Genomic DNA, 20,056 nt, shown 5'->3' on the forward strand with positions numbered 1-20,056 from the left:
GTTCGGTCGTGGCGAACTGGTTTGTAGAGTCAGATGAAAATGATGAGCCGCTAGAAAAAGCTGTAATTGGTGAAGGGGTCTATTCATCACGAGAAATACTAGCAGACCTCATGGAAAATGATGAAACCAAACAATGTGTCGTAAAAGTCTTAGGTGATCTTTCTGAACTACCTATGTATGGAATGATGAAGAATATGAAAGTAGATGTTCTAGCTTCCATGGACAGTGAAGGTTTGGTCTTTACAGAAGCGAAAATAAATCGATTAAATCACAAATTAACTAGGATTAAATCTAAAAAAGATTAGATAATAACTATGGAAAATTAGATGAAGTTTAAGTAGGAGGCCCTATCATGATCTATAAAGACCCACAAGAAACAATTACATCTCGAGTAGAAGATCTACTTGTCCGAATGACATTAAAAGAAAAAGTGTCTCAGCTTTTTGGACTTGTTAACCATGGACAGGATGATCCACTAAAAAACGTAAGTAAGAAATACCTAGATGGCGTAGGAACATTAAGCTTCTTAAATAGTTCTCAAACAGGTGATCATAAGAAAGATATGGAAACGTTAAAAAAGCTACAATCCTTCTTCGTTAATGAGACACGTTTAGGTATTCCGGTACTGATTCATAATGAAGGGATCGCAGGGGCTCAAATCCCAGGAGCAACCACTTTTCCTCAATCAATGAATGTAGCTTCTACGTGGGAACCAGAACTTGCTATAAAAATGGGGGAAGTTGTAAAAAAACAGCTAATGGCGTTTGGTATAAGAGCCGTTCACTCTCCATTATTTGATCTTGGACGTGACCCAAGGTGGGGCAGAATCGGGGAAACATATGGGGAAGATCCTTACCTCGTTGCTCAAATGGGGACCGCTTATGTTAAAGGGGTGCAAGGTGAGCAAGAAGTAATGGCTGCAGCTAAGCATTTTGTAGGCTATGGCAATACAGAGGGTGGAAGGAATGGCGGCGAACAACAACTAGCAGAAAGAAAGCTACTAGATACGTATTGCTTCCCTTTTGAAGCGGCTATTCATGAGGGGCATGTCATGGGAATTATGAATAGTTATGGGATCGTTAATGAACAACCAGTATCTACATCCAAGTGGCTATTAACAGATATATTAAAAGAAAAACTTGGGTTCTCTGGCGTAGTCGTTGCGGATTATGGAAGTGTGAGTCATGCTCATTCCAGGTATCGTGTAGCAGAGAGCAGAAAAGAAACAGCCATTATGGCTCTTCAAGCTTGGATGGATGTTGAACAACCAAATAATATCTGCTTTCAGTATCTTGAAGAGGCTATAGAACAAGGGGATTTAGATGAAGAATATGTAGACCGTGCTGTTAGAAAAGTCTTAGAAACTAAGTTTGCATTAGGGTTGTTTGAATCACCATATGAGGTAGGGAATTTCCAAGAAGAGATAAAGAAAGAACAGAATCAACTTCTTTCACAAGAGATTGCAGAAAAATCAATCGTGCTTGTTAAAAATGAGCAGGATGTTCTACCATTAAAAAAGCAAGTGAAAGTTGCAGTTATAGGTCCATCTGCCGCAAACGTCGTTAACTTCTTTGGAGGGTATTCATCACTCGGTTCAGCTGACACAACAACCGGAGATTTTGATCGATCTGAGGACGATAACTTTATTAAGATGGCCTATGATACAGTTGTGACGGAACATCGGGACATGCTAAAAGAACAAGGGATCGTGTTTGATGATCAACCTTCTCCTGAGCAAAAAGAAGCCATTATTACGATGCTTAAGAAAAGAAGAAGAACTTCAAATAAAGTTTACAAAACAATGGAAGAATTTATTGAGTTATTCTATCCCTCTTGCCGCACAGTTAAAGAGGTACTTGAAGAAGAGTTAGGCCTAGAGAATGTTGTCTATGAAAAAGGTTGTGAGATCAATACATCTATTCAAGGTGGATTAGAGAAGGTCCAGAAAGTCGTACAGCAAGCTGATATTGTCATTGCCGTTCTTGGTGGGCGTGAAAGCATGCGTGCTCCTGATGCAACCTCTGGAGAAAATAAAGACAATATTCACATTGATGTAGAGAAGCCACAGATTGAGATGATGGATGAAGTATTTAAACATAATAAACCAGTCATTACTGTTGTCGTTGATGGACGACCTCTATCAAACTCAACAATCAATGAAAAAAGTCAAGCGGTCATTTACTCATGGTTACCCGCACAAGCAGGAGCAAAAGCAATAGTTAATGTGTTAACTGGCGCAGTAAACCCAAGCGGAAAATTGCCAGTCACCATCGTTAAGGATAAAGGTCAGATCCCAATGTATGCAAGCCGAGCTCCATTTTATTTAGAGATAAACGACTGGGCTGAATATATTGATTATGATAAAAATAAGCCTCAGTATCCCTTTGGACATGGTCTAAGCTACACTTCTTATCAATATAGTAACTTAGAAATAGATAAAGAAGTTGCATCAGATGGTGAACTTCATGTTCGTTTTAACATAACAAACACTGGATATAATCAAGGTGATGAAATTGTTCAAATCTATATTCGCGACTGTTTCAGTGAGGTTGCCCGACCTACTAAACAGCTAGCTTGGCTTTGCTAAAGTTCATCTTGATGTGGATGAGTCGAAAGAAGTCTCGTTTACGATTAATATGAAACAATTAGCCTTCCATGACATAAATATGGAGCAAGTTGTTGAACCAGGTAAGATGGAAGTATACGTTGGCGCTTCATCAGAAGACATTCGTTTAGTAGATACGTTTAACATAATAGGAGAAAAAACTAAGATTGATCGAAAAGTGTTTTCGTCAGAAGTAACGATAAGATAATAGTAAGGGCCTAGAACACACCTCTTTTATCCAAAATAAGGACCTTACAATGATGTCGTTTGACACGTCATTGTAAGGCCTTTTTCTATGAGGAAACTGGACAATTTTGTCTGCACGGAAGCAGAGTTTATCCGGTATGCGGTGAGAATGAGCTCCCCCCTCTATGAAATGAATGCTTTAAAGTAACATCATAATCCATCTTTAGATCATATCGTCCTATTATGAATAATTGAGAATTGTGCCACTAGGAATCTAGGTGTATAAGGCATGTCGTTGTTAAGCCACGCAATGATGGTCCCTATTATAGCCGATGAATCATACCAGGCTAAAACCTCCTCTTCCACACCGGTTTTCGTAATAAATGATCCCTCTCTCCTTTCTCCGATCTGCGAAACGATTCTATTAATTAAGAATTCTATTAGACGATTTTTAAATAATGGTACCCCTCTAGTTCCTAATATAACTTTATAAAAAACGGCTTGGCTAGAAATATGTTCAAGTAAATTAATCATTGGTTGCCAATTTGTATTATGACTATCATCTTTATACGAGGTCTTATCTTCTAAATCTTTAGATATTTGGTCAATCATATCTTGAGCCAGTTTTTCTAGCATATCTGGAATATCTTTATAGTGAGAATAAAACGTAACCCGATTAATATTTGCTCGTTTCGCTAATGTATTTACGGTTATTTTTTCAATTTCTATCTCTTGTAGTAATTCGATTAAAGCATCTTTAAGTGATTTACGCGTCCGTCTCACTCTAAGATCCGGATAATTATTTTCAAATTTCATGTTATTACTCCTCTTTTCTACTAAAACAAAAAATTAAATGACGTTTCTGTATACACTTGTTATTTATCTTACATAAAGAAGAAGATTGTTATTTGATGAATGACCTTTCAGCGAATATAATTTACACTATGTAAATTATACAACATTAAGTAAATTAATTGTAGTAGGAAGGATTTGAAATACATTGAAGAAAGAAATGAACTCTGATGTGCCTTTAAAAAAGAACGTTATCGTTATGATCATGATACTCGGAACTTTTCTTACGGCATTAAATCAAACGATCATGAGTGTGGCGACCCCAGAGGTAATGAAAGACCTAGAGATTTCAGCATCTACTGCACAATGGCTAACAACAGGATATTTGTTAGTAAATGGGGTACTTATTCCAATTACGGCCTTCTTTATGAAACGATTCTCAACTCGGCAACTCTTTATGAGTTCAATGATTATTTTTCTATTTGGTACAACGATATCAGCTGTAGCCATAAACTTTCCGCTTCTTTTAAGTGGACGTTTAATTCAAGCAATTGGTGCAGGAATCATCATCCCCTTATTATATAATGTGGTGTTAACACTCTATCCTCCATCTAAAAGAGGCACAGTAATGGGTATGGTTTCACTAGCCATTCTTTTTGCTCCAGCAATCGGACCAACTGTAGCTTGGTTATGTATTAGACCAATATTCATGGCAAGCCATGTTTTACAGTCTAATACCTGTGATCATTATCATTATTATTAGTAGCTATTTTTATCTAAGAAACATATCAGAGACATCCAAAGCTAAGGCTGATATTCGAAGCGTCATCCTTTCAACTGTTGGTTTCACAGGGATCTTGTACGGTTTTAGTGTGGCTGGTGAACAAGGGTGGTCAAGCTTAATCGTCCTTTCTTCTCTAGGTATAGGGTTAATAGCCATTGCTCTATTTACTCGCAGACAGTTAGTTTCAAAAGATCCACTACTTGATTTAAGTACATTTAAATATGGAAAATTCACTTTGTTTAACATTATTAATATCGGTATTACCATTATCATGTATGCAGATATGATTTTGTTACCTCTCTATCTTCAAAGTTCAAGAGGTTACTCTGCAATGGAAGCAGGATTACTGTTATTACCCGGAGCCATTTTAATGGGTTTACTTAGTCCGGTTGCCGGAAAGATTTATGATCGATTTGGCGCAAAGTGGATTACGATTGTTGGAATACTCATAACCATTTTGACTACTATTCCGTTTACGGTATTAACAAGCTCAACCGATTACTATTACCTTCTTCTGATGTCAACTGGTCGGCGAATTGGTATGGCTCTATTAATTACACCCATACAGACAGCTGGGTTAAATCAAATACCAACTTACTTGAGCTCTCATGCTTCGGCCATATGGAATACCGTTAGGCAGGTAGCAGGTGCTTTAGGGACGTCCTTACTTGTAACTGTGATGACGATCGGTACGACTAATACCCTTCTCAATCTCACTGATTCGACTGAAGATGGGCAAGCTGATTTAATGACATTGGCTTCTATTCAAGGTGTAAACGATGCCTACTTTGTCATTGTTGTTATTGGAGTGGTTAGCTTAGTATTATCATTCTTCATCGGTAATGATAAACAAATTAGAGAAGGCTAATCTCTAGATAAAAAGGCATGATGCAAAAGGAACTGGAGGCAGGAACAAAACTTAAAATCTTCTCTAGAAACACGAACGGTGCAGAAAATTCGCTACAGGAGAATCCCTCGCTTTCCATGGGCACGGCCTTAGCTTCAGCCCTTGAAGTGGAAAAGTGTCACTTCACTGTCGGTCTGGCTCGTGCTGTCCCACAGGAGTCTCGGGTTCTCCTACGCGAGTTATGTAAGAACACGAAGAGAAGAATGATCCAAGCTAGGATCATTCGTCTTTTATTCATGCTTATATACTTCTGTCCCAACCTCTATTCCGAGGGATGTATTTAGAAGATGATTATTTTGACCTTATTTAAATTGATTAACATGATAAAACAATAAAGTCTTAAGAGATTCCTCTCTCTCATTATTCTCCAACCACATCTCTACAGAAACTCGAAAAGCAGCCATATGAATTGCGACTTGGAAACGAATGTGATCTTTATCGGTATCTTTAAAGGAAATGCAGAGGTCATCGCAGATCACTATTTCTGGTTCTAAAAGTTTGTATAGAAACAAAGATGATATAGATTCGGCTTGCTTTGAGATATGATATCGGATCATCAGATTTTCTTTATTCTGTTCATACTTCTCTGAGAGCACGGAAAAGATCGTTTGAAGAGCCTGATCAAGAGAATCACTACTTGATTGAATTAGCTGCAATCGCTCATCTTTAGTCGTTATAGGTGAGCCTGTAAGAATCTCTTCTTTGGACGCAAAATATCGAAAGAAAGTCCGAGAGGACATCATGACTTCATCTGTAATATCTTTAATTGATGTATTTTCATATCCTTTTTCTAGAAATAAACGCAGTGCGGCTGTCTCAATATCATTTTGAGCTTTTCTTTTTTTAAATTCCCTTAGACTTAAATTATGAATACCATAACTCTCATTCATTTTTACATCTTTCCTCCGTTGACTTATGTCACAGTGTGACACTATAATTTTAATAAGCTTAATATTAATGCTTACTCTATCACATTTCAATTTCTTTTTTAAACGAACTTGTTAATTAGACAGAGAGGGTGAAGAAAAGATGAATCATGAAGCTCACGTTTCAGTTGAGGAGAGAGTTTTAGGTTTTTTAAGTGGACAGACTACAGAAAGTCCCTTTTCTCTTTTTGCGCAACTCAGAGAGATGGGACCAGTCATTTCAGTCAGAAACCCATTGGGGGAATCAGTAGGGAATTCATGGATGATAACTAAAATGGATATCGCTACTCAGGTGTTAAAAGATGCTAAGTCGTTTACAGTTGACCCATCATCTATTGAAAGTGATAGCGGGTTCAGAGAAGACATATTGACCGAGAAAAATTCAAGTCCTGACACCTTTTTCACAGGAAAATCAATGCTCTTTATTGATGGAATCGATCATAAAAGGTTACGCAGATTAGTTTCAAAGGCATTCACTCCAAAATACATGGAGAGTTTACGCCCGCGTATCCAGGAATTAGCAGATGAATTAATTGATCAAGTTAAAGATAAAGGCAGAATGGACCTTGTTAAAGATTATGCGTACCCTTTGCCAATCAACGTAATATCCGAGATGCTTGGTGTTCCTAAGGAAGACAGGGCAAACCTACAAATCTGGTCTTCTGCCATCGCAAAAGGATTAGGTTGGGGGAAACAAGATCCTGGTATTCAAAAACACTTAAAAGAGTTTGGTGCTTACACTAAGGAGCTTGTAGAAAGAAAACGTATAACACCAGCTGATGACTTAATAAGTCAACTAATAGAAATAGAAGAAGAGGGCGAACAATTAAACGAAGATGAGTTAATTTCTATGATCACTCTACTCATTTTCGCAGGCCATGAGACAACATCGAATTTAATTGCAACAGGCACGATGATGTTATTTGATCACCCGGAACAGCTAGATCAATTGAAAGCTGATTTGAGCCTAATACCAACGGCTGTAGAAGAATTGCTGCGATTTAATGGTCCCACAACCAGTGTTGGTCCTAGATTTGCTAAGGTAGATCTAGAATTAGCTGGTCAATCCATTAAAAAAGGAGATATGCTTCTGATAATGGTTAAATCGGCAAATCGTGATGAGGAAAAGTTCCATGATTCAGATGGACTTGATATCACCCGTGATATTCATCGTCACCTAGCCTTTGGTTTTGGTATGCACATGTGTCTTGGAGCTCCTTTAGCTCGTGTAGAGGGAGATATAGCCTTTACAACTTTACTAGGTAGATTACCAAATTTGCAGCTTAGCATCCCACCCGAAGAGGTAAATTGGCAATTCTCTATTTCTTCACAAAGTATTGAATCTTTACCTGTTTCATTTTAAATTTAATTGGTTCAACCATGAATGATGTTAAGCTCTCTCAGTTATTTTTTTCGAATGTTATTTTGAAAAAGCTTATCATTTTTTACTAATAGATAGAGTCGGAGGCGTGAAACAATTATGGAAAAAGAAACTTTTATAGGTTTGACATCAAAATATGCAAATGAAGCTGGCTCTATGTCCGGTCTACTTAACCTTACTGACCAAGTTGCTGTTGTAACGGGTGGTGCAGGTAGCCTAGGTTTTCTTGTAGCAAATCGACTCTCAGAAGCTGGAGCTGCAGTAGTACTTACAGACTTTGATGAGGATGCTTGGCGCTCAAGCTGTAGAAGCCCTAAATGAATTAGGAAGAGAAAACATCATATTTTTTAAAGCAGATGTAAAAAGTTCTAAGGAAATGGATGCCGTTATGACATTTGCAGTTGAACAATATGGTGGCCTTGATATCTGCGTGAACAGCGCTGCTTGCTGGAGTTATTATCCGACTTTGGAGCTTACAGATGAAGAATGGCGGTACACAATCGATACGGTTTTAACTGGAACCTTCAACACATGTCGCAGCGCAGCTAAGATGATGCAGCAACTTGGCAATGGCGGCAAAATCGTGCCTATTGGATCAGCAGCATCAACAAACGCTGAGCCTCCTCTTGGTATCCTCAATCATTATGCTGCAGCAAAAGCCGGTGTTATGGGCTTTGCGAGATCATTTGCACGTGAGGTTAAGCCTTATGGCATCAATGTGAATATGGTACTTCCAGGAGCAATGAACACGATTGGAGCAAACATGCTTAATGTCCGTGGAGCGGAAAACGAAGAAACACGTGCTAAAATGGCACACATTAATATGCCGATGAGCGAAACACCTGATGATGTGGCACGAGTGATTTTCATGCTCTGTACGAAGGTTGCTGATTTTATGTATGGAGCAAGCATTCCGGTTGATGGTGGTGCGCATATAAACATTAGTGGTAATAGTCATTAAAAAGGGGCGTACCCTAGTTATGCCAATAGATTTTTTGAAGAAAATAATATTGAAATATCTATTGAACTTTAAATCGGTATAAAAAGAAAAGCTTCTATTGGTATAAAGCTCTGATAGAATCTAATGGAAGAATTATCGGTAAGGAATAGAATATTTAATAGTCATATTCCTTTTAAATCAAGCAGGAAAAAGAGATGACCTCTGTCGGAAATGAGTGTTGGTATTTGAATGAGATAACACCTACACTGCATTGAGGGGCTATTGGGGTTAAACCCGTGGAGGTTCGAGTCCTCCGGGGTGCATACTAGTAGTACCAAGGCTTTCAGAGCTTTGGTGCTTTTTTTATTTTTGGTAATAGGACCAGGAACCCACCCTGTTAGTAAAGCTCTAGCATTATTATGGTCCTGATTTTCTATTTTGTATTAATTTCCATTCTTAATTGCGTTCGATACTCCCCAATATATAAAGCGAAATACGGCAGTAGTAAGACAAAAAATCCAGAAGTATTCAAATGCACTGTAATCCGGATTACTGATTACAATTGAGTTTAGAAAAACTAAGCTTAGAGACAAATATTCTATAAAAGAATCTTTAAACCCAATTTTCTTATATAATTCTTTAGTTTCAGTAAGGTTAAAAACATCTTTCAATTCTTTTGTACGATACCCTTTAGCAAATCCTAGACCTATAATATAAAACCCTAAAGCAGGTCCATAATCTATATTTAGTACCCAGGTCGATGCGCAGTAAATGAAAGTGAATAGAATTAAGAACATTTTAATATCTCTCCTCGTTATTATTTCGAAGCAACACTCTTTGTTTAAAAATTAGCATTTAGCGTATTTAATAATCTTTTAAATTTAGTTAAAGCTGAAATCAATATATAATGGTAATTTCAAGTGAAGTCTGGAGGAATTAAAACGTGTTGAAAAAAATAAGTTTATTATTACCTATCTTAATGCTGGTTGCATGTAATTATGATATAAGTGGATCTGCAATGGTAGAAATCACAGAAAGGTTTAAGGATGATAGTGATTTTTACATTAAAGTTAAAAATCAAGGTGAAGAGATCTATACACTAGAAGTAGATGAAAATGTGTTTAATCTTATTGAAGTAAAGGAAGAATATTTTATTTCGTATAAGAGTGACAAAGATAGAGTTGGTATTCTAGAAACCATTGAACCTAAATAAATGTAGGTCTATTTTTCGAGCACAGCACTTATCTAAATGGTGCAATTGAGTGTAGGGAATACGCAAGTTTGAAGGAAATAACAAGTTTCACGGCATTGAGGGCTTAGTGAGGTTAAACACGTGGAGGTTCGACTGCTCCGGGCCGCATGTATAAGAAACATAAGGTACTGAGGCGCTTTAAGAGGCTTTGGTATTTATATATATAGAATATCACATTATGACAGTTTGAAGTTGTAACTAGAAAAAAGTCCTCAATGATTGAGGACTAAAATTAGACTTTAACAGTGCGATGTAATAGGGAATTTGAAATGACCATCTAATAGAGGGGAATCTGACAAATAAAATAGTGCATCATCATCTGACTGAACTTTTTTAACTTGTAAACCTTTAATATTGTCTGGTTCAAAATGAAATATAACTTGTTCAATCTTTTCATTTATTACGTTATCTAACACCGCGGAAATGTCTAGTTCTTTGGTTGAGATAATATCGAAAATATGCAGTGTATGCTCTTCATGTTCCATTATAACAACGGATTCTAATTCTGAAATATAGTAAATCGATTCAGGGAATATAACTAAAAAGTAAAACATCAATAGCTCTTCATTATTTATTACATTGATTTTACTCTTATTTGGGTAGCGATTCTTGGTGATTGCTTCAAGTAAACGGATATCAGTATCAACGCTTAGTTTTCTTACGTTATTTTTAGTAGCTCCTTTTAAGGAACTGTTAGTAACCACTAAACTATATTCACTTTCATCAACTCTGGAAAAGCCAAATTTAGGGTAAAATTCAAGGACAGATTCATTTGCAAAAAGGTAGAAAAAATCACAATCATCCTTCTGAGAATCTATTATTTTATTCATTAGTATTTTAGCTAGACCTTTATTACTATATCGAGCATCAGTCATAACAGTTCCAATTTGAATGGCGTTATGTGACACATTATCAATTACAATGTTCATTTTAAAGATTGAAGCATTCGCAATGATATCACCATCATTATTAGCAAATGAATAAGGAACATATTTATCATTCCAGTACCCTTTGTTAAACCACTTACTAAAATCAATTTGAAACGTTGTCTGTGCTAAATGATTAAAGCTATTTCTAAGTTTTTCGTCCTTTCGATAACCAGTTACTAAGTTTAAATTCTCCATCACTTATTCCTCCTGAAAATTTTATTTTAGTTGTTTTAGAATTTATAAATCATTTGTAATACTCCTTTTCTTAATAACAAAAAAGACTTCATGAGAATAAACTCATAAAGTCTTTTGGTGTGTAAAATAACAAACTACTTCCTCAAAAGGTTTAGTAGTATCATTTAATACACTCATCGTTAGACAATATTTGCTTCTCTTTTATCGCAAAAGGGTAACATTAATAATCTACAAATTCCTTTTAAGAAATTTATAGATGAAACCCCTATTAAATTCATAGAATCTAGTTTGCGATAATAAGTTTTAGCATCGTTGTCTAATCTCCTTGTTGTTTGATTATCAACATCATAGCATAGATATTAAAATGTAAATAGAGGATGGTTCAAGCTAATATTATTTTAGTTTTACATCGTCTGAATGATGAATTTTTTATCATCTGTTTCCGCGTCATTGAGGGTTTAGTGAGGTTTAACTCATGGAGGTTTGAATCCTCTGGGTCGCATCCATTTAGTGACAAAGCTTTTGGAGCATTGGTACTTTTAAAATTTTGGGATTATATAAATGTGGAAAAATTACTCTTTCCATAAGATAAGTAAGGAGAAAATACTTATATTTTTGAGAAGGAAAAAAAGAAGTGGTTGTTGAAATGATTAACTACATAAGAAAACTGAGGTAGCCTAATCACAATCATTAAATAAAGCAATGAGGGAGTCATATAGATGATTTTAAGCTTAAACCATGTTAGTGGTGGATATCTTACTCGGAAAATCATAAGAGACATATCGTTTGATATTCAAACTGGAGAAATCATAGGTTTAGTCGGTTTGAATGGAGCAGGAAAAAGCACAACCCTTCGTCACATTATAGGCACCTTAAAACCTATGGATGGAGATGTCACGATTAACAAGCAAGATTGGTATAGTCATAGAGACAAACTTGCTCTTATTCCTGATAAACCTCATCTTTATCCAAACCTTACTGTTAAGGAACATTTTGAATTTATAAAGAGGATTTATCAAATTGAAAATGACGATTACTTAAATGGTTTAATAGACAGATATTCACTTCGAACCCACATGAACAAATATCCTTACGCTTTATCAAAAGGTACACAACAAAAGGTTTCAATTATTAGTGCAATGATCTCAAATCCAATATTTCTTGTTATTGATGAACCCTTTATGGGTTTAGATCCACGAGGGTTAAAATACTTTATGGAGGATCTTATTAGACTCAAAAAAGATGGTGTCGGAATTATCCTTTCAACTCATATGTTGAATATAGCGGAAAGCTTGTGTGATAGGGTGATTGTTTTACATGAAGGGCACCAAAAGTTTTTTAATGATAGTCCTTACCTGTCTGCTGATCATATGAAAGATGTGACGTTAGATGATCTTTTCTTTTCCATCATTGAGGATAAAAGATGAAGGATTTATTTATTGAACGATTCCAGAACTCCATGCAACAAAACAGTAAAGTTCTTGTTAAAGTGTTGGGACATAGTGGTGTGTTTGCGTTAATACCCTTTATTATGTTATTGATGTATGTCGTTATTATGGTACTACAAGATGGCAATCTTCATTCGTTCTATAAATCTTTCATTCTTACCGGTCTCTTTCTGTTTTTTACACTTAATAGAGGCATCATTAGTTTTATTAGTGAGTATGATGAGATTTATTTAGCTCCTAAAGTAAAAGGGATGGAAGGTTATTTTATTTATTGTTTACTTTATAACCTGATCATTCAATCGATAAAGGCTACTTTGTTTACCTTGTTTTTATTATACGCACTTAGTTTAAGTATAAGCGAACTGGCGACTCTTTTTATTTTCATACAACTCATAGGTGTTTTGCATATTCTGTCTCTAGTTATGATCATTAGCACGAGTACAAAAAAAACAGAGTTATTCTTTGTACTTAACAATGCTTGTATTGGCGTTGGTTTTCTCTTATTGCTTGAAGCACCTATCATCTTTGGTATTGCCGTTATGATAGGTATCATACTTATTGGCATACTCTATAGTAGAATGAGGATTTTCCCTATTCACTCTTGGAAGAGACTAATGAAGTCTGAAGAGAAAACGAGAAAAGTAGTTCAGATTTTTTTAAGTAGTCTTATAGATGTAAAGTCAAATCAGTCATCTTTTAAAAGTATTATACCGTTAGCCTTTTTTAAAAAAGATGAGAATCCAATAGTCTACCTATTAGTGCGATCAACAGTAAGAGGGACAGAGACCAGTCGAAACTTTGTCCGAGTGATACTCTTAACAGTCTTTCTGATCATTTATTTTAAGAGCTTATTCATTCTTATTCCACTGTTAGCTGTATTGATTTATTTTAATACATTGCAATTCTCGCAAGGGATCGGCTCAGGAAAAGAATTAATCCCACTCCACTTTCCTATTAATGATCAAATGATAAACGATGCGGAAAAGCACATTAAAAGGAGAGGTATTTTCATTCAATTATATATTTTTATGTTTGTTGTATTCATTCAGAAATTCTTTTTTCAGTAACGTGTATGTAAGTAGTGTGGGTGTTTGCAGAAGATAACACGTTTCCTCGGCATTGAGGGCTTAATGAGGTTAAACCCGTGGAAGTTCGATTCCTCCGGGCCGCATTCCATTAGTACCAAGGCTTTTAGAGCTTTGGTGCTTTTTTGTTTATAACTGTACAGTTAAAATCTTATTATTAGATATTGACAATATCATCCTTGTCATACATTCTAATATTAAAACATGCGTTTGAATGTTATTGGCAGGGAGGTTTAAATGATAGATACATATGAAGTATTGATTATTGGTGGCGGTCAAGCTGGGTTGGCAATGGCTTATGCACTAAAGCAACAAAATACTCCCTACATTATACTTGATGAAAATGAAAAGCCAGGAGCTTCATGGGAACAGAGATATGATTCACTAACCTTATTTACACCAAGGAATTATAGTTCTTTGTACGAATATAATATAGAGGGAGAGCCCAAAGGATTTCCTAGTAAAGGCGAGATTGCTTCATATATGCGAAAGTTTATATTGGAAAATGATTTATCTATTAAACACAATGAAAAGGTGTGGAGTGTTGCAAAGAACAAAAATAATACATTCAGTATAGAGTCTGAATCAAATACGTATGTTGCTAATCAAGTAGTCGTAGCTACGGGAGCATTTCATGACCCTTTTATTCCTAACATTCATGACCAGACGATCCCTTTTATGATTCATTCATCAGAATACAAGAATTCTAATCAAGTGCCAGAGGGAAAGGTATTAATTGTAGGCAGTGGAAATACAGGAGTACAAATTGCAGCAGAGTTAAGCCATTCCCATGATGTCATTCTTTCTAGTAGTAAAAAAATTAAAAATATCCCCAATCAAATAGTAGGTAAGAGTTTATTTTGGTGGCTTGACGTACTTGGAATTTCTAAAGCTACACCCCATTCATTGGTCGGAAAGTTTCTACAGAAAAGAGACCCTATTATCGGTAACGATTATAAACGTGTAAAGAAACAAGTTAAAAGGGTAAGTAGACTAATGAAAATGGAGCAAGGAAAAGCCTATTTCCAGAAAGATCGACCAATAGAGATAAATTCTATAATATGGGCAACGGGTTATAGAAACCGTTATGATTGGATTCATATCGAAGGAGTCATTGACTTAAAAGGAAAGCCTGTTCATACATTCGGTGAGTCAACGGTTAAAGGACTCTACTTTATAGGACTTAGTTGGCAGAGTCGAAGAAGTTCAGCTTTAATTTATGGAGTAGAAAAAGACGCTAATTATGTTGCGCAACTTGTGATAAAAAGACAGAAGAGTTAAAAAACTGATTAATAGAGGTGCTATATGAAAAAACTGATTAATGTATTTTATATTGGATTAGCACTTATATTCGTAGGCTGTACTAATAACAACGAGCCAGTGACCATTTCAAACAGTGAAGAAAATCCGACAGCAGAAGAAGTTCTTAAAGAAAACTCAGAAGCTGATATTTTGATGTACTATGGAACTATATATAACACGAACGTTGATTGGGTAGATGAATTAACGTTAACGAAAGGCGATCAAGTGGGAGAAATAAAAGAACAAGCAACGGAAGGAAACTATGATTATTCAAATGAAATGGCAAATAAGTTATCAGTAGGTTCGATGATCTTTGAAGCAAAAGAAAGAGATGATGTTTTAATTGTAGAAGATAACGGAGAAACACATTATTATTATGCATTGGTAGAAGGGTAAGATACAGGACAAAAATCAAGGGTTGATTACCGAATTATAGAAGTGCATTGTTTTATGTTCGTGTTTTATAGTTTGTTTATATTTAAAATTAGGGTGTAGGTACTTAAAGTTCCTCACCAAATCTTTACAACGATTGTGGAAGTGGAGAATTTGATCAAAAAATTGACTGTGTCATTGATTTCCATCGAGAGGATTCTGTATATTTTAAACAATCGGTAAAAGAAAAAGAAATAATAGAAAATGCGAATGTCGTTTATGATGAAGGGAAATATATTAGTATCTCATTTATTGATCCTGAAGATCAAACAGAAACTCGAAAAGAATCTTATGAAAAAATCGGTGATAGCTAGAACGATTGAAACTATATGAAAGTTAAGCGTTAATTAACAATTCCCCTGTTTATGATAAATAGTTAGGCGAAGAAATATAGGACTAACCTCATCTTTAAATCCAAAATAATTAATAACCCCGTATAACTTAATAGTATTACGGGGTTATTTTTGATATTCTACCTTTTCTACAAAACTAAAGTACATAAGAGCATTTATAGATACTGACGCTCTCCAGTTTTTGCAGCTGTCTCTATTGTATCTAGAAGTTGATGAAGCTTCACTGCATCCGCAAAAGTAGGTAGACTTGAAGTTCCTTCAGAGATATCCTTAGCAAACTTACTATGTGCTTGAGCCACATTAAGAATCATTCCTGTATCATTTTTAAGAGAATCCGGTACCCAGTAGTAATGATCCGGAATGCTTAAATCCTGAAGTTCTTTATCAGTAGAATTTGCTCCTCGTAATTGATGGAATCCAAATTGAATAGAAGCAGGGGCATTGAGTGTGATTGTTCCCTCGTCTCCAAAAATCTCTAATGTTAAACCATTTTGATGTTTAACACCTCCCTGGATGTGAACACTAGCAGTTGCGCCATTGGTTAACTTCCCTGAGATTATGATTTGATCATCGGTATCTTTTTTTATTGTTTTTTGAACATCTGTTAATTCGACCTCTGGGAATTGTTGTGCCGTAACTGCTGAAAGTTCTTTGAAGTCTCCAACCATATTAGTAAAAGCATCAAGATTATGTCCACCTACGATAGTCAACAGGTTGCCACCTATCTTTTTATCAAATAAGTAAGCAGAAGCCCCATCAGCCACTCCACCCATAGCATCAATCGAGATCTTTAAGTTGGCTGACAAAACGTTTCCAACATAGCCATCAGCTAGTAAATCTTTTACATAATTAATAGTAGGAGACTGCCTCGACTGCAATCCAATGACATTGGGTACATTTCCCGATTCAACCCATTCCTGCATTTCTAAGGCTTCGTTAGTGTTTGAGCCCAGTGGCCATTCACAATAAATGGGCTTGGTTGCTTGGAACAATTGCTTTTACTGCATCATAATGTTCTTTAACATTAATGCTAACGACTACCATATCAACATTTGTTTCTTTTGCTAATTGTTCGGCATTTTCAAAAGCATACGGAGCTTTAAAAGCATCAGCACTTTTTACAGCACTTTTCATATTACTCGTACTAACAGCTTTGAGTTCAAGGTCATCTAGTTGTTCGATTACAGGAATATGCGTTCCTTTGGCCCACCCGTTATTAATAGACCCACCTATAATGCCTACGCGTAATTTATTATTCATTTTAAAAAAACTCCTTCTTATTTTGTTGTGGGAAACGAATGTACATTCTTTTGTACTGTGTACATTTTTATTGCCCTCTTTAATTTATGAACAATTCATTCTATCCTTTAAGAACGAAAACGTATGAAAGTAGGCGAAACAATTATGAACAGCACAATAGACTTGTTAAAGAATCACTCGTCATTTCGTTCTTTTGAAAAGAAACCAGTATCCAATGAACAAAGGGACACGATCTTCCAAGCTGCAAGCCATTCTTCTTCTTTTAGTCTTTTACAAACCGTTTCTATTATTCGAATTTCTGATCAGGAGCTTCGCAAAAAAGTAAACAATCTTTGTTTTAACCAACCATATATCGAAGAAGCAGGAGAATTTTGGATCTTTTGTGCAGACTTTAATCGCAATCATCAAATGGCTCCTAGTGTTGATTTGTCTTATATAGAATATCTATTAATCGGAACATTTGACGCTGGCATCATGGCTCAAAACGCACTAACTGCAGCTGAATCTTTAGGGTTAGGCGGAGTATACATTGGTGCTGTTAGAGGGAATATACAAGAGCTATCGGACCTTCTAGAACTTCCCGAATACGTTATTCCATTGGTTGGTCTGTGTATCGGTCATCCTAAAGGGGAAAAGCCCGATTCTAAGCCTAAATTACCTCAAGAGATAGTGATGTCTGAAAATACGTATAAGCCATTAAACAAAGATTCTCTTGATATTTACGATCAACACATGAAACACTACTATGAAAATAGGTCTTCTAGAGCACCGTTTACAGCACGAACAGTCAAAGGATGGTCCGATCATATACAAGATCATTTAGAGCGTAGCTCACTAACGTTTATGAAAGAGTATTTAAATAAACAAGGTTTTGCTAAGAAGTAAGAAGAATATCGATCTATATTTGATTTTGCTTCATTTATAGAAGACAATATAGATGAACTTAGTACAATAAAATGTACTAAGTTCTTTAAAGTCTAACGCTTTTTGTGTACATACTTTCAGGGTATGGCAGCTCTAAATTTCCTCGGAGTGTAGGTTGATCATCATTATAGTCTGTTCGAACAATTCCTCTATCCTGCAAGATAGGAACTACTAACTTAATAAAGTCCTCAAAACCTGATGGACCATTCTGTCTAATCAGCATGATATCCATAATGCCTTCTCGATACCAATGTTCAATTTGTTCTGCTACGTTCTCCGCAGAACCTATAAACTGAGGTCTTGGTAATCTGTGACCTATAGGCATGAATGATTCAATTTCTTTCAATTTTTCTAATGCCTCTTTCTCAGTTTCTCCTACAATTGGATTTTGCGCAGGCATCATTAGGAAATCATCAGGAGAGCGTCCTTGATCTTGAACTCTTCTTTTTAGTTCAGCCGTATATCCCTTAAGGTAATCAAAATGATCTCCAGGTGCCATAATCCCTTCAGCATGTTTAGCCGCTATATCCATAAAGTCTGAAGATGTTCCTGCTTGGAAAATCACAGGTCTTCCTTGTCTTGAACGACTAACATTTAATGGACCATCCACTGAAAAGTATTTTCCTTTGTAATAGAGAGGATGCATCTTTCTTGGATCATAAAAGATGCCACTTTCTTTATCACGGATAAAAGCATCATCTTCATACGAATCCCAAAGTCCCTCTACAATTTCTAGAAACTCCTTTTTCATTGGATAAAGATCTGATTTGCTTAAATGAGAGCGACTATAATTGGCTAAACCTCCTGGATTAGATGTAATCGCGTTCCATCCAGCTCGTCCATTACTAATTTTGTCTAACGAAGCAACTTGTCTAGCTACTGTAAAAGGATCAGCATACGAAGTCGCAATTGTTGCTATTAATCCAATAGATTTAGTCACCATACTTAAAGCCGACAAAATAGAGATGCCTTCAAACATACTAAGATAATGAGGGATCATCCCCGGCCCGATGTGGCTAACATCCGCTAAAAAGATCGCATCAAATTTACCATTTTCTAATTGTTTGGCTTTTTCTACATAATGATTTATGCTTTCACTCGCATTTGATGGCATATCATGGTGTTTCCAACCCGTATGACTCCACCCAACTCCATCAATATTCCCAATGAGTTTTAGCTTTCTTTCTCGCATTATTGATTTCTCTCCTTCAAAACGATCATTAAGCATAATTCCCTTATATCAATCCAAATTGTTTAGCCAGTAATTTATGTCCATTCTTCCGACTTTCTTGATTAGGGTAAAAATCAGCAATGATTATTTCATCAACCATACTGGCCTTCGCCATTTGGTGTAATTTTTCAGCAACCGTTTCAGGACTCCCGATAACAAATCTCGCTTTGTTATGTTCTCTAGCACTTGCTTCTGCAAGAGTATACGTATGATTTTTAGCTTCACTTGGAGTTGGGAAAGAAAGAATCTTTGTTCCAGTACTCATCTGTGCCCACATTAATTCTGCCGGACCTGCAACAAATTCTGCCTCTTCTTCGGTTTCAGCTGTAATCACCATAATAGCCATCATACTTTTCGGTTCATTTAAATAAGAAGAAGGCTTAAATTCATTTTTGTAGGCTCGTAACATAGGAACAGCCAATTGCGGTGCGAGTTGAGCAGCAAATACAAAACCAAGTCCCTTTTGAAGTGCAAAGTGTAAACCACCTTCGCTAGACCCAAGCATGTACAGGTCTGGTACCATGGATTTGTCACCAGGAGGGTTTATGTGACTAAAGGGATGTGTTTCTTTAAAGCTACGATAAAAAAATGAAAGAAGGTCATCCAGTTGCTCTGGAAAATCATTTGCTCCTAGTAGTTCTCTAGACCGCAACAATGCCAACATCGTTTGGGCATCGGTTCCAGAGGCTCTTCCAATTCCAAGATCAACGCGGCCAGGATATAACCCTTCAAGCAAAGTGAAATTCTCCATGACTTTTAACGGACTATGGTTTGGCAACATCACACCACCGGACCCTACGCGAATTTTATTGGTATGTGCAGCAGCGTGCATACTTAACATATCTGGTGACGTACTCATCAAGTTTGTTGTATTGTGATGTTCCGTAAACCAATACCTTGAGTAACCCAACTCTTCCGCAAGTTGCACCATTTCTGTCACATTTTTAAGACTTTTACTAGCAGGGCTATCTTTATATATGTGAACAAAATCCAGAATCGAAAGTTTTAGTTTGGAATTTTCGCTATCCATTCATCTCTAGCTCCTATCTGTGGTATAATTTTAGTTAGCTTGCTAACTAAAAGTCCAGAAAAATGTAGTTGCTAATTTATTTATTTTTGGTGTG

Annotated in this window: 21 protein-coding genes; 14 read left to right on the forward strand and 7 right to left on the reverse strand. The window is 36.1% G+C overall.

Going from position 1 to position 20,056, the window contains the following annotated elements:
* Positions 1-8 precede the first annotated feature (8 nt).
* Genes NDM98_RS19725 through NDM98_RS19735 form a run of 3 tightly spaced genes read left to right on the forward strand, consistent with a single transcriptional unit; the run spans position 9 to position 2,813 of the window.
* Positions 9-305, forward strand: a complete 297-nt coding sequence (locus NDM98_RS19725; protein WP_251611245.1) for a hypothetical protein — start codon at positions 9-11, stop codon at positions 303-305.
* A 47-nt stretch (positions 306-352) separates the two neighbouring features.
* Positions 353-2,587, forward strand: coding sequence for a glycoside hydrolase family 3 protein (locus NDM98_RS19730; RefSeq protein ID WP_251611247.1), 2,235 nt, complete (start codon positions 353-355; stop codon positions 2,585-2,587).
* A gap of 13 nt (positions 2,588-2,600) precedes the next feature.
* Positions 2,601-2,813 carry a fibronectin type III-like domain-contianing protein gene (locus NDM98_RS19735; RefSeq protein WP_251611249.1) on the forward strand — a complete coding sequence of 71 codons (213 nt, stop codon included), beginning with the start codon at positions 2,601-2,603 and terminating at the stop codon, positions 2,811-2,813.
* Between the two features lie 206 nt (positions 2,814-3,019).
* On the opposite strand, the gene NDM98_RS19740 is transcribed toward NDM98_RS19735, so the two are convergent.
* The gene (locus NDM98_RS19740) at positions 3,020-3,607 is read right to left on the reverse strand and encodes a TetR/AcrR family transcriptional regulator (RefSeq protein WP_251611251.1); all 588 of its coding nucleotides are present in this window, start codon (positions 3,605-3,607) and stop codon (positions 3,020-3,022) included.
* 184 nt (positions 3,608-3,791) lie between these two features.
* Between NDM98_RS19740 and NDM98_RS24325 the strand changes: the two genes are divergently transcribed.
* A complete protein-coding gene (locus NDM98_RS24325; protein WP_307728908.1) occupies positions 3,792-4,346 on the forward strand; it encodes an MFS transporter in 555 nt (184 codons plus the stop codon).
* Positions 4,324-5,235, forward strand: coding sequence for an MFS transporter (locus tag NDM98_RS19745; protein ID WP_308807784.1), 912 nt, complete (start codon positions 4,324-4,326; stop codon positions 5,233-5,235). Before NDM98_RS24325 ends, NDM98_RS19745 begins: the two co-directional genes overlap by 23 nt.
* Positions 5,236-5,576: 341 nt before the next feature.
* Here NDM98_RS19745 and NDM98_RS19750 read toward each other — a convergent pair whose 3' ends face one another.
* A complete protein-coding gene (locus NDM98_RS19750; RefSeq protein ID WP_251611253.1) occupies positions 5,577-6,164 on the reverse strand; it encodes a TetR family transcriptional regulator in 588 nt (195 codons plus the stop codon).
* 139 nt (positions 6,165-6,303) lie between these two features.
* Between NDM98_RS19750 and NDM98_RS19755 the strand changes: the two genes are divergently transcribed.
* The 4 genes from NDM98_RS19755 to NDM98_RS19770 all read left to right on the forward strand — a co-directional run bounded on the left by NDM98_RS19755 (position 6,304) and on the right by NDM98_RS19770 (position 9,734).
* Positions 6,304-7,563, forward strand: a complete 1,260-nt coding sequence (locus NDM98_RS19755) for a cytochrome P450 family protein (RefSeq protein ID WP_251611255.1) — start codon at positions 6,304-6,306, stop codon at positions 7,561-7,563.
* A gap of 117 nt (positions 7,564-7,680) precedes the next feature.
* Positions 7,681-7,902: a hypothetical protein gene (locus tag NDM98_RS19760; protein ID WP_251611257.1), complete on the forward strand. Its 222-nt coding sequence runs from the start codon at positions 7,681-7,683 to the stop codon at positions 7,900-7,902.
* The gene (locus tag NDM98_RS19765; protein ID WP_251611258.1) at positions 7,868-8,542 is read left to right on the forward strand and encodes an SDR family NAD(P)-dependent oxidoreductase; all 675 of its coding nucleotides are present in this window, start codon (positions 7,868-7,870) and stop codon (positions 8,540-8,542) included. The genes NDM98_RS19760 and NDM98_RS19765 overlap by 35 nt, the downstream gene beginning before the upstream one ends.
* Before the next feature lie 922 nt (positions 8,543-9,464).
* On the forward strand, positions 9,465-9,734 hold the full coding sequence (locus tag NDM98_RS19770; RefSeq protein ID WP_251611260.1) for a hypothetical protein: 270 nt from the start codon (positions 9,465-9,467) through the stop codon (positions 9,732-9,734).
* A gap of 278 nt (positions 9,735-10,012) precedes the next feature.
* Here the strand turns inward: NDM98_RS19770 and NDM98_RS19775 are convergent, their stop codons facing one another.
* Entirely contained in the window at positions 10,013-10,897 is an 885-nt protein-coding gene (locus NDM98_RS19775; protein WP_251611262.1) for a GNAT family N-acetyltransferase, read from the reverse strand.
* Between the two features lie 719 nt (positions 10,898-11,616).
* Here NDM98_RS19775 and NDM98_RS19780 point away from each other — a divergent pair.
* From NDM98_RS19780 to NDM98_RS19795, 4 genes are all read left to right on the forward strand, one after another.
* Positions 11,617-12,324 (forward strand): ABC transporter ATP-binding protein, encoded by a 708-nt coding sequence (locus NDM98_RS19780; protein WP_251611264.1) that lies wholly within the window; start codon positions 11,617-11,619, stop codon positions 12,322-12,324.
* Positions 12,321-13,412, forward strand: coding sequence for an ABC transporter permease (locus tag NDM98_RS19785; RefSeq protein WP_251611266.1), 1,092 nt, complete (start codon positions 12,321-12,323; stop codon positions 13,410-13,412). Before NDM98_RS19780 ends, NDM98_RS19785 begins: the two co-directional genes overlap by 4 nt.
* Positions 13,413-13,667: 255 nt before the next feature.
* The gene (locus NDM98_RS19790; RefSeq protein ID WP_251611268.1) at positions 13,668-14,711 is read left to right on the forward strand and encodes a flavin-containing monooxygenase; all 1,044 of its coding nucleotides are present in this window, start codon (positions 13,668-13,670) and stop codon (positions 14,709-14,711) included.
* A 24-nt stretch (positions 14,712-14,735) separates the two neighbouring features.
* Positions 14,736-15,128: a hypothetical protein gene (locus NDM98_RS19795; protein WP_251611270.1), complete on the forward strand. Its 393-nt coding sequence runs from the start codon at positions 14,736-14,738 to the stop codon at positions 15,126-15,128.
* Between the two features lie 544 nt (positions 15,129-15,672).
* Here NDM98_RS19795 and NDM98_RS19800 read toward each other — a convergent pair.
* Entirely contained in the window at positions 15,673-16,440 is a 768-nt protein-coding gene (locus tag NDM98_RS19800) for a Gfo/Idh/MocA family protein (RefSeq protein ID WP_251611271.1), read from the reverse strand.
* A 37-nt stretch (positions 16,441-16,477) separates the two neighbouring features.
* Positions 16,478-16,777 (reverse strand): Gfo/Idh/MocA family oxidoreductase, encoded by a 300-nt coding sequence (locus NDM98_RS19805; RefSeq protein WP_251611272.1) that lies wholly within the window; start codon positions 16,775-16,777, stop codon positions 16,478-16,480.
* A gap of 144 nt (positions 16,778-16,921) precedes the next feature.
* Here NDM98_RS19805 and nfsA point away from each other — a divergent pair, with 144 nt between their 5' ends.
* Positions 16,922-17,662 carry an oxygen-insensitive NADPH nitroreductase gene (gene nfsA / locus NDM98_RS19810; protein WP_251611396.1) on the forward strand — a complete coding sequence of 247 codons (741 nt, stop codon included), beginning with the start codon at positions 16,922-16,924 and terminating at the stop codon, positions 17,660-17,662.
* An 85-nt stretch (positions 17,663-17,747) separates the two neighbouring features.
* Here the strand turns inward: nfsA and NDM98_RS19815 are convergent, their stop codons facing one another.
* The gene (locus NDM98_RS19815; RefSeq protein ID WP_251611273.1) at positions 17,748-18,893 is read right to left on the reverse strand and encodes an NtaA/DmoA family FMN-dependent monooxygenase; all 1,146 of its coding nucleotides are present in this window, start codon (positions 18,891-18,893) and stop codon (positions 17,748-17,750) included.
* A gap of 43 nt (positions 18,894-18,936) precedes the next feature.
* Positions 18,937-19,962, reverse strand: a complete 1,026-nt coding sequence (locus tag NDM98_RS19820; protein WP_251611274.1) for an LLM class flavin-dependent oxidoreductase — start codon at positions 19,960-19,962, stop codon at positions 18,937-18,939.
* Between the last annotated feature and the right edge of the window lie 94 nt (positions 19,963-20,056).

It is taken from the genome of Alkalicoccobacillus plakortidis, assembly GCF_023703085.1.
GTDB classification, from domain to species: domain Bacteria; phylum Bacillota; class Bacilli; order Bacillales; family Bacillaceae_D; genus Alkalicoccobacillus; species Alkalicoccobacillus plakortidis.